This is a genomic window from Microcoleus sp. C2D2 (genome assembly GCF_036702495.1).
In the GTDB taxonomy this organism is placed as follows: Bacteria; Cyanobacteriota; Cyanobacteriia; order Cyanobacteriales; family Microcoleaceae; genus Microcoleus.
Map to the genome: position 1 here is coordinate 1 of NZ_JAUBTO010000053.1, position 13,973 is coordinate 13,973.

The following is a 13,973-nucleotide window of genomic DNA, read 5'->3' on the forward strand; positions in this document are numbered from 1 at the left end:
GTAAGGTATCTGGGGGCTCCCGGTCAATGTCTCGGTTTGAACAAACTGCTGATTTGTTATCTGTGATTCAGACTTGTCGGTTTCAGGGTAAAAGCGCAATAGCTTTTTTCCGTGATGCTATATCTGCCCATTCTTGTGGCTTTTTCATGCCTTCTCTTGTTCCTCAATCAAAGACCTGAATCCTTACAAAACGACTAAATCGCATGGAATCTCGCAACCATTTTTCAACTTTACTGCTTCTGACGAAAAACCAGATAATTCTGCACGGTGGGGGGAGATTTTTCCTTCTGCAATAAACGGATAGTAATCCTTAGGCGCAAGCGCTGTGGCTGAACGTAAATCAGGCAATAGTTTGTGGTCTGGTTGTACAGCTTTGATGCGACCCTGGGCGGCTTGGCTTTTTCCAGAAACATTTCGCTGAACTTGAAAGCGGAAGATGGATGCAATCAAATCCCAAAAACCTGAAACAATGAAGCCAAGGCGATTGTGCAGGAAACGTTCAATGGCGGTTGGATGTGCCCAACTTGTCATCATCACTGTCCCAAAGCGGCTGAATAATGCGTAGGTAAAATGTACGCCCAAAATCCATTCCGGGATAAGCCAGCGCGGTGTACGAAATACATGATTTACTTGCGCGCCTTGTTTTGCTGCGAAAGTCGTCATGTCTAAGGCGCTTTTTCCGAAGCCAACGATTACAACTCGTTGATTATCGAATATATCCAGCGTGCGGACATCCCGTTCAGTGATGATTTTCCCGCCGAAATCTTCGATACCTGGAAATTCAGGTTGATACTTTCCTTCTGTATATTGCCCAACTGAGATAATGACGTATCCAAATAATTCTTCGTGAACGCCATCCTGGTTTTTATATCTTAATAGCCAGCCATCTTCTGTTTCTTTTAGTTCGATAACTTCGTGATTTAACCGCACATCAAGTTTTAGATGCTTGACCGCTTGCCCCCAATAATTCAGGATTTGTTCTCCGGTAGGATGTAAATCTGAGGTGAATGGCCAGGGAAAATCAGATAAATGATACTGTTCCCTGATATTTTGCAGGTGTACGTTTGGGTAGGCAAGTGCCCATACTCCGCCAAGCTTTTCGGATTTCTCGAAAACAACTGCTTGGAAGCCATTTTTCTTCAGAATTTGGGCTGTCGTAATTCCTGATATTCCCGCGCCAATAATGGCAATTGGCATACCGTTTTTGTATTGCATATATTTGAGTCTCCTGATTGGGTATGGTTATTAGAGTAATTTTGCTGAGGCAGTGACAAAAAACCGGAAAGCCTTGCACTCCGAAGAGTTTAAATCGATCGCTCTCAAAAAAGACAGAGGCGTTGTCACCCCGTCAGATTCGTGACCTTAACCCCAACTGCTGATAGTAGCTTAGTTGGTTATAAGCTGTTGTGCATTTAAATAGAATGTCAACAAACAATTCGGTGTCTTGTGGGGTGTCTCGCCCGCCCTGAATATGCAATTTAAATGCGTGACAGCTTAGACGCTTGGAGGAGATGAATCCTTGCAGTCTGGCTGCTACAACCTTAGTTTAGGCGATCGGCACAGTCCGATCGCGCCAAGGATGTAACTAATAACTAATAACTAATAACTGCTTAATTAACCAAGCGATCGCCCCTTCCACATCAGCAACCTGCTCAACATCGGGAATCTGCGGCCGCTGCACCATCACAACCGGAATTCCCAGTTCCCTAGCCGCAGCAATTTTCGCATAAGTAGCACCGCCCCCGCTGTTTTTGCTAACAATTGTATCAATCTGATATTCTAATAGAAGTTGGCGCTCGTCTTCCCAGGTAAAAGGCCCCCTTGCTAATAACAATTTACCGTTAGGAACAGGAGTATTTAGTGCCGGAGGATCGATCGCCCGCATCAAAAACCAAATAGCATCCAAACCCGCAAACTCCGCCAATTCCTGCCTGCCAATGGTGAGAAACACCCGCTGAGACTGCCCTAATAAAGCTGTTGCAGCCTCCGAGTGGCTGGCAACCTCAATCCAGCGATCGCCCTCCACCCTCTCCCAAGCTGGACGCACCAGCATCAAATAGGGCACATTACATTCAGCAGCAGCAACAGCAGCATTGGCAGAAATCTGAGCCGCAAACGGATGAGTAGCATCAATTAACAAATCGATCGGGCGATCGAGCAAAAACGCAGCCAGCCCAGCCGCCCCACCAAACCCCCCAATTCGCACTCCTCCCGTTTTTGGGGTCAAAGGCTGTTGAGTGCGTCCTGCTAGCGAAGATATCACCTCGATTTCAGCGATTTGAGACGCTCTTGCCGCCAATTCAGCAGCATCCCCCGTCCCCCCCAAAATTAGCAACCGTTTTTTCACCCAATTACACCTAACTTATGCCATTTTAGATTAAAGATTTTAGATGAAAGATTAAAGAATTGTAAATTACCGATGAAATAAGCGTTTAGAGGTTGCCTACCGTCACATCCTTTTTTGAAACTGGTACTATCCAAGCAACGCCCGCAAATTCGGTTAATAATATGTTTAGTAAAGTTTAAACTGCCAACAACGATGATTCGCTCATTTTTCACATTTTTTACAGTATTAATTGTAACCGGGTTAGTTTGGTTGGGAAATATCGCGCCCGCTACCGCACAAGTACAACCAACAGATATCGCCGATCCCCAACAGGAATTGGGAGAACTCGTTCAAAAAGCTTTTGAAGCTACAAATGAAGGCAAATTTCCCGCCGCTGAAACTTTTTGGACTCAAATCATTGACAAATTTCCCTCACAAGCCCCCGCTTGGAGCAACCGAGGCAATTCTAGAGTCAGCCAAAACAAGCTACAAGCAGCAATTTCCGACTACGAAAGAGCGATCGAACTAGCTCCCGACGCCCCCGATCCCTACCTAAACCGCGGCACCGCCTTAGAAGGTTTAGGACGCTGGGAAGAAGCGCTCGCCGATTACAATCACGTGCTAGAATTAGACCCCAAAGATCCAGCAGCCTACAACAACCGAGGCAACGCCGAAGCCGGTTTAGGAAAATGGGAACAAGCAATTGCCGACTACAGCAAAGCCTTTGAATTAGCCCCCGAATACGCCTTTGCCCGCGCCAACCACGCCCTCGCACTTTATCAAAACGGGCAAACCAAAGAAGCAATTCGCAACATGAAAAACATCGTCCGCAGATACCCCCAATTTGCCGACATGAGAGCCGCCCTCAGCGCCTGTCTTTGGGAAGCAGGAAAGCGCGGCGAAGCTGAGAGCAATTGGGTAGCAGCAGTCGGCCTAGATTCCCGCTACAAAGACCTCGATTGGGTTGCCCATACCCGCCGCTGGCCGCCAGTTGCAGTCAGTGCATTAGACAAATTCTTGCACTTGCAATAATCTCAAAATGCCAATGGAAAATTGCGAGCATCCCGATGATTGTAGGGTATTTTTACAAAAAGGGATGCTCCCAAGAATTGCCAAATGTCATCGGAAGTATAGCAGAAGGAAGAAGGCAGAAGGCAGAAGGCAGAAGGCAGAGGCCATAATAGCGGCGTTGCTTAATACAGGGATGAATTCAATAGTTCGGAATTGCCATAAGCCCGCTTGAGAGTGAGTTTTGCAACTTCAGAAAAAGTTGTTCATACTCACATCTTGCACCCTTCTCAAGAACAGGCAAGATGCCTGTTCCTAAAATTCACTCTTTGTGGAACAGGCATCTTGCCTGTTCATAAAAAGCTTATTGAGAAAGGTCCAACATCTCAGTTCATACCGTTAATCCGCAACGCCACTAAACTAAGAATCGCTCTAATCACCCAGCCATTAGAAATATTCTGCCACTATGGTGATACTTGGGCTGTTATCCAACACCTTTATTAAACTCATACGAATGGAATCGTTGTAAGACCACCCATTCTCCGAAGATGCCTTTAGATAATCACTCACTTGAACCTGTGGAACCTCTTGTCCTGCTATCTTGACACTCTTCAAGTAACCAGAAGGCCCTGCGGTTTCAGAGGGATCGTGCAATACCGCTACAAAGAAATAGGTTTCAAACTGCGGTGTGTATCCATCATGAACGCGCTCTACTTTAATCTCGCGAGTCTTTTCACCAGTGTAGGAGTGGGTGATCTTGGTCTTGCGATATTCGTCGTTAGCGTCGTCATCCCATCCGCATCCTTCTTCCATCTTAGGAGCAGAAGAACGGCTCACCCCATCATCAAGAAACATGGTGTATTCACCACTCTTGCCCGGATAGACATTCAGAGCGATCGGATTCGGCTTACCTTCCTTATTCAGTTGTCCCACATATTGTTCCAGTTCAATCGTAGGAATGATTGCGCCCGATCGCACATACATCGGAACAATGAAGTTAATGTGATGGCCTTCTAGATGAAGACTAGCATCAAAATCTCGGATAGTTGTACCACCCTCAACAGCATCACCAAGGGGCAGAGCATTGTCCATAAAACAGTACCAATCACTGCCCCATGGGAGATAAACATCCCGCAAGCCGGCGTTTTTCACAAGTGAGTGGGCGTCCTCGGGGTCTAAAATCGGAGCAATCAAGAGATCCTTACCCACAAAGAACTCATTGTCTAGGAAAGCTTCTTTGTCATTGTAGAGCGATTGGTCCTGGGGATCGTTAAGAAACAAGGGTCGAGATATCGGCATTCCATTGAGCGAGTTCTCAAACATCGCGTCATAGAACAATTGTAAGAGCCGATAGCGCAATTCAATGTAGTGCTTGCAAATCGGCAATACCATGCGGTACAACTCTTGAGGCTCTGGCAGATTGCCACCATGATATTCGTTAAACCATTCTACATACATGAATGGCTCTTGAAACTCTTTACGCCCTTTGCGGACATAATGATTCCGGAACCAGGGCAGGAAGGCACCTGCCGCTGTCCACCGAATCAGCAGTTCTGGACTAGCCCATTTGCCTTCATCCACCGCTGAAGCTTCAAAACCGCCAATATCCTGACCGTTGATTGCTAATCCGCACAAACCAAGGGATAGCACTTGCGAGACATTCATCTTCAGAAAATCCCAGTCCGAAGAGTTGTCACCATTCCACAATCCCGCAAATCGATGCACGCCGCTGAAGCTGCCGCGTCCGATAATGAAGTTCCGCTTGTTCTTTCTCTCAATTAAGTTAGGGTATTTGGGATCGTTGAGTTCGTGCAGACGGTTGAGTCCCTGATATGTGGCTTTGTGAAGATTGTAAGAGTACAAATTCCACACCTTAATCGCCGGGGTGAATTTAGGCTGCGCTGCAGATAGGGAATCATCCGTCACCAACAAACGAAATGGAAAGCCCTTCATATCTCCACGATTCTCGCGGATCGCAGGTGTCGTCATATCCTGCCAAACCATTTCTAGCCCCATAGAGTAGAGGTATTTATATTGGGTTCCCCACCACTCACGTACCTCTTGCCGACCCAGATCCGCGTAATGACCAGGAGTTCCTAGCTCATTATTGTAAGAATCGTTGCCGTAGTACACTCCACCAAGATAGGGTTCGCCACTATTGAAACCTTCAACCCACCCATTATTGGGAGAGTATTCATTACCGCTACCATAAAGCTGGTAAACCTTGCTAGCAGGATTCTCGGGATCGTGACGCTTGTCGAGTACGAAATAACCTTTTTCCTTGGCTTCGGCGTAAGTTGAATAGTTCGGATCTAAGGAACTAATAACTGGGGTAATGTTGGTGCTACATTTCACGCCCCGATCTTTTAAGCGCTGAAACATTCCAGAGGGGTCGGGGAATTTATCGAGATCGATTGTGAAGGTTTGGTAGTTTTTCTGGATATCTACATCAATGTGCATCCCATCAAGAGGAATTTGGTATTCCCGATGCTTGCGGACTGCCCATTCCACAATTTCCTGACGTTCGTACCCATAACAACCTTGCTGATATCCCAAGCAATAGCGGGGTTTCAAGCGCGGTCTGCCCACAATTTCTGTATAACTATCTAGAATGTTGGCAGGGTCATCTCCGATAAAGAAAAAGAAGTCAAGGTCGCCAAAGCGAGTCCCAAACTTATAGCGACTGGAGTTGGTATAACCGATGTCCACCAGGACTTGACCGGTATTTTCAATAAAAAGGCCATTGACGCTATTGTATTCCGGAACCCCATAAAATTCATAAAAGAAGGGTTCTGAGTGGTAAAGAGGTTCCCGTGGGTCTAACGGGCCACGATTGTAAACCTGCCGGTACCGCATATTATCAAAGTTGAAATAGTTGACTTGTGCGGTATTTTTGCTCAGAGACTGCCCGCCTTGTTCGCCAAAGCCAACATATTTGGCATTGGGTGGCTTCTTCACCGCCTGGATAATGGCGTAATCCTCATTTCCGTTAGGAGTAAAATAAATCGCAGTACCTGCAGTTTGCCAAACAATATATTCTTCATGTGGGGCAAACTTATAGACGGTAATTGAAAATGGCTTATAGTTGACAACCACTTTCATTTCACGGCGATCGTTCGTATCATCATCCTGAGGCTTCGTCACCAGTTGGATACTGTTGCTGGTATCTGTGACATCGATGTCAAAGGGTTCCCTCTGGTCGAGCAGTCTGGTCAAATCTGTAAAGGTCTTCAAAATTACTGAAGGACTATTTTCTTCTGGATAGTCCTCGGCAGTTTTTCCGGGATTGAAGCGCAACCGGAAGGTATCCTTCTGGGGGAACTGTATGAGCATACTGCATGGATTACCATCACTCTTGCTAAAATTAAGCGTCAAAGTTTTTGAGTCTGGATTGAACGCCTGACTTTTTACTTCTCCCAGCCTCTCCCACTCTTTATACCTGTCAAAATACTGTTCTACTGTGAGAAATTTGTAGGCATCGTTTTCCGAAAAAAATTGATTCGACATGACTCTCCTGGGGTAATAAAAAACACTATCCGTCGTTCAGTCAGTGATTAAATTCATTCGCCATCCGAGCGCTCTTATCTAATTGATCGGATGAAATTCATTAGCCATCCAAATGCAGTCAGTATCAGAATAATACTGATGCCACGGATAAACAAAGTGACCATCTTCTGCCACATTAGCAAAGGGAATATGAGTCTCACCTGGACTCATAATTACATCTTGGTAGATGGTATCGAAGTTATTGGCATGAAACTTTTGCATCCTTCCCGTACCGTAAATTTGAGTATGAACCTCTAGGAAATCCGGCACCATGTGTTTGTTGTGGATCGCGCAATTGCTCTTAGCTGGGGCAAACCACAAATTTACCTTAAGTTGGTATTCTTTGATGTTGCTGTCTTTAGGTTTATCGGATTGTCCCGTTACAAAGTAGGGATCGAATTTGACCCTTCCCAAGTCATATTGGGGAGATTTCCACAAGGGCACATCTTTGGGAAAATCGATTAGTTCTCCCAGTTGATTCCATAGAGAATCTAATACTATACCGCCGATATTGGTTTCATCCAAGATTTCGATGAGCAGCAAAGAGTCACCATCTTTAATGCTAACTTCTTTGAGAATTGTGGAAGTCCGAGGAAGCAAATATTTTTCTGGCGTAACTGAAATATGCGCCTTTTTATTGCCAAGATTCACGACGATTGTCCGGTTTTCAATATAATAGTTCCGAACATTCGTCAGCCATGTAGTTTTCAGATATTTTTCCGAAAACCCGATCGGTTTTTCAGTATTATCCGGCATTGAAATCACCTTGGGTTTTTTTTGTTGCTGAATTTAGGTAAGCATCAGAAAGGAATGGGGACATCCCAAAACTTAAGAGAATGAATTAATAGATGGATTGAGTGTCCTAACATTCACTTCGAGCTAGGGCAAGCCGCTAAACGCGGCCCAAACACCTAGCTCAACGATTTATGGGAAAATATCCTACATCGTTAATTCCAGAAGTGTTGAAAATGCTTACAAAACTTTACATTTAGTAGAAACATACTAATCCTGTAAGTGTTTTACTTCTGCCAAATAATTATATTGTATAAAGTTATACAAATAATTTTTCCGGTATTATTAGTTGTAAATATCTTAATTTATCTAGTAGTTTATTGATCAATATAAGATACATATAAGATAACTCGTCAAGCCTCTCAGGCTGCTCAAGCTTTGATTGATAATAAAATGAAACCAGGTTTCCACCCATAATCTTGTCTTTAAAACTGAACAATCATTTCTCGGCAAGTCTTTGACTAAATATTTGACAAATATTTGACAATTTTTCTCTGACTATTTATCATAATATTTGATAATTAACTTAATTTTGTGGCGGTCTTTATACCATAATATAGTTCAATTTTTGATTTTTTTAGCAACACGCAACACTTCTGCGTTAAGTCAGTAGGTTTACAGCGCTTAATTTCCACCATACCCCTAAGTCCCTCTTCTTTATTCCAAATCTTGCAGATAGCCATCCTGAGCTTCTTCGGCTTCCTTGGCAGTCAGAAAAAGTCTAAAGTAGTAGGTACATCGAGGACTCGCGGTGATGATTTCCACTCACGATGTCAATCTTCCAGCCTTATCGGCACGATTTCAACTTTTTTGCGCCCGGTTTTCTTGGCCAACACTGATAATTTGCGGTGCATGGGTTCGGACATAAGCTGTTCTGCATCTAAATTGGGCGTTGCTTAATATAGGGATGAATTGAATAGTTCGGAATTGCGATCGGCCCTCGGAGGGTGAGTTTTGTAACTTCCGAAAAAAGTTGCTTCATACTGATATCTTGCATTATTGTCAGCAACAGGCTTTCCGGCCTGTTCCACAAAAGATAAATTTTCTCGCTTCACAGGCCGGAAAGCGTGTTCATAAAAGGTTAATTGACAATGGTGCAACATATGAGTTCAGACTGTTAATGAGCAACGCCCAATTTATCTGTTGTGGAACAGGTATCTTGCCTGTTATTGAGAAGGGTGTAACATATGAGTTTTAACCGCCGACTTTCTTTGATTTAACTAATTCCCAAATCCGTGCAGCGGTCAACTCCTCTACATTCCTGAAAACTGCTGCTGCACCGGCATTTTTCAGCCCAGCAGCATAAACCTCACAGCGCACAGCATCATCCAAAACATGAGGCGGCAAAATTCCCATCCCCAACCAAACGCGCGACGGTTGCAATTGCGCCGCTTTGACAACCGTATAAATATCGGCAACCGTATCTCCAGCGTAAATCACGGGCAAATTTTTTTCTAAACCGTGCAGGTTTTCCAACTGTTCAATTGCGGAGAAAAGTCCAGCCGGAGCGGGTTTTCCCGGTGCATCTTCCATAGCGACCAACACAGGGGAATTTAAACTCAGTTTTCCTGACAAAACGTAAGCAGCCTCATCTCGCATCGCTCCGCTAAAAAAGCCCCAAACAACTCCCCCGAAAGTTAAACTTTCCAGGTAAGCGGGACTTAACAGCAGCGGTTCGCCGCAAATGTAACCAGTCCAATTTTTATCGTCAGGCCCGCGATAGCGACTTTGGAAGAAAGCTACTAATTCGTCATAGTTGAGAGCGAGTTCGCTGCGCTTGAGCCCAATCCCCTCAAAATAACGGCAAACTAACTCGAAAGATGCCTGCCAGTCATTATTCCACACTCCCTCAGACTTCAGAGAGTCGATATCGAGAGAATTTGGGCGAAAAGCACCCGCCGTGAAATGCTCCACCGCATCGGCGATCGCCCGCCGGTAGGAACCGGACACATCCCGCACCACACCGTCAATGTCGAAGACTACAATAACTCTGTTCACCACTTAACCATCCTTGTACCTAGGGCGCGTGAGAACCCAAATTTTATCGGTTTCAAGCCCCAGAGCGGCGCTAAAACCAGCCGCCCCACAAAACTTTTAATCACTGATGACCCATTATCGAACACAGTGTGCTACGCTTAGCGATTGTAGAAATTTTTAACAAGTTCGATCGGAACCCTGGAGGTTTGCTTGTCCAAGTTCATCTTAAAAGTTCTCTGGCTAGAAGAGAATGTTGCCCTCGCCGTTGACCAAGTGGTCGGCAAAGGAACTAGCCCGCTGACATCCTACTTTTTCTGGCCTCGCAAAGATGCGTGGGAAGACCTCAAAAACGAACTCGAAGCCAAACACTGGATTGCTGAGAACGATCGGGTCGAAATCCTCAACCAAGCCACAGAAGTAATCAACTACTGGCAAGAGGAAGGCAGACGGCGCCCGATGACTGAAGCTCAGTCAAAGTTCCCTCAAGTGACTTTTACCGGCAGCAACTAAGCGCAGCTTTAATTTGCTACCCATATAAATTGCCTGTTATGGCTGACGGGGGAAGGAGAGAGGGGAGAAGGCGAGAGGATTTGACGCTTTTTCCACCTCGCCGTAAAACATACAATTTAAATGCGCTACAGCTGATCTTGATACTAACTCCGATTTTGGGATCTACTCTGGTTTTGGGCTTGGTCGATTTGAGATTTGAGATTTGAGATTTATCTAAAATAAAGCTCTCAAATCGGATTTTCTACAATCTAAAAAGACTAAGCAACCAAACCAAATAAATCTAAAATCGGCTTTTTTCTACTCTTAAATTGTACAGTCAGCTCTCAAAAGACTTCCCTATGACTAATGACTAATAACTAATGACTAATGACTAATAGACATCTCCAGAAAAGCCAGTCTTGAACAGGCAAGATGCCTGTTCCACAATAATTATTGGAGAGGTCTAATGACTAATGACTAATGACTAATGACTAATGACTAATAACTAATAATTAATGACTTCTTCGCGGATTTTATGGGCGCCGAAAGTACAATCAACCAGACCGAACAGCTACCGCTGGTAGTAAATCCCGATATCCTCCAGCAAGCTATCCTCTACAAAATTAATACTCGCATAATCGCTCGCGGAGAATTAGTTTTCCCCTGCGTCCCGGGAATGCTAAGCCACTATCTCAAGTCGATCGAACAGCTATTTCGCACTCTCGACAGACCCCTGCCAGAAGACCGCAGAGAGGAACTCAGCAAGCTTTTAGTCAACAAGTTAGAACAAGGCTACCGCACTTCCACAGCATCGATGCTGATCCTGCAATACGAATCAGTACAGCCGCCGCAAACCGGTTTAGCCTGCAAAGTGATTGTTACTACCTCAACAGTTGGAGAACAGTACAAAAGCTGGGTAGACACCAGAGAACCTCCGCTTTTCGGCTCTCATCCAGATGCAAAATTGATGGCAACGGCTGCTAAATTGGGTACGCCCGATCGAGTGCGGATTTTGGATGTGGGGGCTGGTACCGGCCGCAATACCTTGCCGCTGGCGAGATTGGGCTATTCTGTGGATGCGATCGAACTAACTCCAGCTTTTGCAGAACAATTGAAAGCTGCAGTAACAGCCGAAAACCTTCCCGTGACTGTGACTGAAGGCGATGTGCTCGACCCCTTAATGCGGATGAAACCGGCCCGCTACCAGTTGGCAGTGGCCGCCGAAGTCATTTCACATTTTCGAGACAGCGATCAAGTACGGCTTTTCCTGGCTAAAATGTGCGATTCCCTGTGTCCCGGAGGTCTGTTGCTGTTCAGCACGTTTTTAACTGTCGGCGACTACCAGCCTGATGCCCTGGTGCGACAAGTTGCCCAACTCTCCTGGTCTACTTTATTTACGCCCCAAGAACTCGCCACCGCAATGGAAGGGTTGCCCTTAGTCCAAATATCCGACGAATTGGTGTTTGAGTACGAACGCCACCACCTGCCGGAAGGAGCCTGGCCGCCGACGCCCTGGTTTCCCAGTTGGGCCACCGGTCGAGATGTATTCCCGATGGCAAACGCACGCCCGCCCATGGAATTGCGCTGGATTTTGTGCCGCCGAAGTTAAAAAAAAATCGGTCAATCGATTTTAGATTTTAGATTTTAGATTAAAGAATTGAAGCTTTGGCCCCACGGATAAATTCGGGGGGCAAGTTTCATCGGATACAGGTTTTTTATTTCTGGACGGATGAATCCGGGGGCTTGTATCCTGGATGCTTTCGGTCATTTCTAGACGGACACAGCAATCAAAACCTTTTAGCGGCGGTAACTGTTTCCTCATATATTTTTCTTTCAACAGCTTAAAGCCTGCTCGCTGTTAATATTGTGCTGCCGGCACAGAAAAATTTACAAAAATATATATTAAAATGTAAAGACAGCGAAGTTCGATCGCGCCTGGGTGAGAAACCCAGTGCCTGATTAGATCCTTCGCTTGCCAACCTTTTATTTCTTGCGAAAAATTGGGTTGCTAAGGGCAATCGGGCTTAAATAAAAAAATTCGATCGCCATCTCAATCGGTGCAACTAGAGTTAAGATGAATTAAACAAACCTATTCCTTCTGATAGATGACATTTTAGGGAATAGAACAAACCAATAGATTAGCTCGCTAGTCAGCGATGCTCCTGAGAAACAAATATGCTTTTAACACGTCCACTACAAACGTTTGGAGCAATCTTCAGGCACCAACCTTCTACTAATAGATCGTCGATCGAACAAAAAAGCAGTAATATTTTTTTGGAGGCAAATATTCCTCCCGCTGTAAACGACCAAATTGACTGGTATATCCAAATGGAAAGGCTAATGAGTAACGTTAAATCTTCCTGCACCAATGAAGAGATTACTGCTTGGCTGCGCGGATTGCTGACTATTGCTTGGGCAGACGGCAACTTTGACGAATACGAGCAAAAAATGATTGCGAATCTAACTGAGGATGAACTACAGCCGGTATCTTTTGAGGGGAATTTTGAACCGATTACCGCAGAGGAACTAGCCGCTGCGTTTGGGCAAGACACCGCCAAAGGCGAGGATTTTTTGAGGACAGCAGTAATGGTAGCCTTGGCAGACGGTACATATTCGAGCAGCGAAGACGAGGTAATCTACAGTTTTTGCACAGCTTTGGGTCAGAACGTGGAGGCTATAGAAGCTCTGCGACAGACAATCGAAGACAGCAAGTGCGATCCGCAGGGGCCCACCAGCCAAATAGTCTTTGATGCGAATGTCCTCCCCGCCGTCGGAACACCGCTTTCATCTCGGCTACCTCAACCTCACCAAAAAAATGTCCTGCAACCGGTAAAAGACTGGCTCGACGGCTGGGAAATTCACGACCCCAGATTGGCACACTTTGTCTGTAAAGTTATTCCGCCGCAGTGTCCGTTTGAGCGAGATATCGTATTATTTGGTCGCAAAATCGTCCACATTCCGGCGATGTGCCAGATTAACCCGCTTTACGAACAGTTAGTGGGGATGCGCTTTCGAGCTCTCTGCTATTTGGCGGATGAATGTAAGGAAGATGTATCGTCATATTGTTAGTAGGAGAGGGTAATTGCGAGTTGCTATTTCATTCCTGGGCGCAGAACCTCTATTTGTAGAATGCGCCCACAAGCACGTTATAGAAGAAGGAAGAAGGAAGAAGGAAGAAGGAAGAAGGAAGAAGGAAGAAGGAAGAAGGAAGAAGGAAGAAGGAGTAATAGCAATGGTTTCAGCAATTAAGAATGTCCTAACCGTCTTGGCGGTTGCTGGTTGCTATAAATCAGTATTTGCAGAATTACTGTAATTAGCAATTGCTAATTTGCAGTAGAGGATTTGCGAGGATTTAAAAACCTAAGAGGATTTAAAATCCTAATTTTTCCATAAAAAAACATTTTTACAGCTATCCGCCTCATTATTATAAAAACCCGGCTTATTCAGTTTTTGTGCGTGAGTCCTGCTAATATCAATTCTGCTTTGATAATACTAATTAAACAAAACTCTTAGTACAATCTTCAATCTTATACAAATTATTAAAAGTCGCAGATTTAGGAGCCAGAAACGGCAGTGCGCTTTCCCTACAGATGCTCGCTTACAATCTCTCGCTATGCACTACTTTTCAGAATAGCTATAATTATATAGCAATCCTTGCAGGAGTCGTAAATTTTTTACCCCACCCCAACCCTCCCCGCGAGTTCGGGGAGGGAGTAAGAATTAACAAATGATTTAGGATTGCTATAGCAATCCTTGCAGGAGTCGTAAATTTTTTACCCCACCCCAACCCTCCCCACGAGTTCGGGGAGGGAGTAAGAATTAACAAATGATTTAG

General features: G+C 45.0%; 11 protein-coding genes and 1 pseudogene. 6 read left to right on the plus strand and 6 right to left on the minus strand.

What is annotated here, in order from left to right; genetic code table 11:
- Positions 1-179: pseudogene (locus QUB61_RS17965) on the plus strand (IS66 family transposase); the annotation flags it as partial.
- Between the two features lie 4 nt (positions 180-183).
- Here QUB61_RS17965 and QUB61_RS17970 read toward each other — a convergent pair.
- Entirely contained in the window at positions 184-1,215 is a 1,032-nt protein-coding gene (locus QUB61_RS17970) for an NAD(P)/FAD-dependent oxidoreductase (RefSeq protein ID WP_333130978.1), read from the minus strand.
- 370 nt (positions 1,216-1,585) lie between these two features.
- The gene (locus QUB61_RS17975; RefSeq protein WP_333130980.1) at positions 1,586-2,347 is read right to left on the minus strand and encodes a cobalt-precorrin-6A reductase; all 762 of its coding nucleotides are present in this window, start codon (positions 2,345-2,347) and stop codon (positions 1,586-1,588) included.
- 192 nt (positions 2,348-2,539) lie between these two features.
- Here QUB61_RS17975 and QUB61_RS17980 point away from each other — a divergent pair, with 192 nt between their 5' ends.
- Positions 2,540-3,358, plus strand: a complete 819-nt coding sequence (locus QUB61_RS17980; protein WP_333130982.1) for a tetratricopeptide repeat protein — start codon at positions 2,540-2,542, stop codon at positions 3,356-3,358.
- Between the two features lie 423 nt (positions 3,359-3,781).
- Here QUB61_RS17980 and QUB61_RS17985 read toward each other — a convergent pair whose 3' ends face one another.
- The 4 genes from QUB61_RS17985 to QUB61_RS18000 all read right to left on the minus strand — a co-directional run bounded on the left by QUB61_RS17985 (position 3,782) and on the right by QUB61_RS18000 (position 9,670).
- On the minus strand, positions 3,782-6,841 hold the full coding sequence (locus tag QUB61_RS17985; protein ID WP_333130984.1) for a TIM-barrel domain-containing protein: 3,060 nt from the start codon (positions 6,839-6,841) through the stop codon (positions 3,782-3,784).
- Positions 6,842-6,919: 78 nt separating this feature from the next.
- Positions 6,920-7,636: a hypothetical protein gene (locus tag QUB61_RS17990; protein WP_333130986.1), complete on the minus strand. Its 717-nt coding sequence runs from the start codon at positions 7,634-7,636 to the stop codon at positions 6,920-6,922.
- A gap of 693 nt (positions 7,637-8,329) precedes the next feature.
- A complete protein-coding gene (locus QUB61_RS17995) occupies positions 8,330-8,437 on the minus strand; it encodes a DUF1816 domain-containing protein (RefSeq protein ID WP_333130988.1) in 108 nt (35 codons plus the stop codon).
- 429 nt (positions 8,438-8,866) lie between these two features.
- Positions 8,867-9,670: a TIGR01548 family HAD-type hydrolase gene (locus tag QUB61_RS18000; protein WP_333131049.1), complete on the minus strand. Its 804-nt coding sequence runs from the start codon at positions 9,668-9,670 to the stop codon at positions 8,867-8,869.
- A gap of 177 nt (positions 9,671-9,847) precedes the next feature.
- Here QUB61_RS18000 and QUB61_RS18005 point away from each other — a divergent pair, with 177 nt between their 5' ends.
- From QUB61_RS18005 to QUB61_RS18020, 4 genes are all read left to right on the plus strand, one after another.
- On the plus strand, positions 9,848-10,159 hold the full coding sequence (locus QUB61_RS18005; protein ID WP_333131051.1) for a 30S ribosomal protein PSRP-3: 312 nt from the start codon (positions 9,848-9,850) through the stop codon (positions 10,157-10,159).
- Between the two features lie 514 nt (positions 10,160-10,673).
- Positions 10,674-11,747 (plus strand): class I SAM-dependent methyltransferase, encoded by a 1,074-nt coding sequence (locus QUB61_RS18010; RefSeq protein ID WP_333130990.1) that lies wholly within the window; start codon positions 10,674-10,676, stop codon positions 11,745-11,747.
- 566 nt (positions 11,748-12,313) lie between these two features.
- The gene (locus QUB61_RS18015; RefSeq protein WP_333130992.1) at positions 12,314-13,207 is read left to right on the plus strand and encodes a Mo-dependent nitrogenase C-terminal domain-containing protein; all 894 of its coding nucleotides are present in this window, start codon (positions 12,314-12,316) and stop codon (positions 13,205-13,207) included.
- Between the two features lie 13 nt (positions 13,208-13,220).
- Positions 13,221-13,451: a hypothetical protein gene (locus QUB61_RS18020; RefSeq protein ID WP_333130994.1), complete on the plus strand. Its 231-nt coding sequence runs from the start codon at positions 13,221-13,223 to the stop codon at positions 13,449-13,451.
- Positions 13,452-13,973 lie beyond the last annotated feature (522 nt).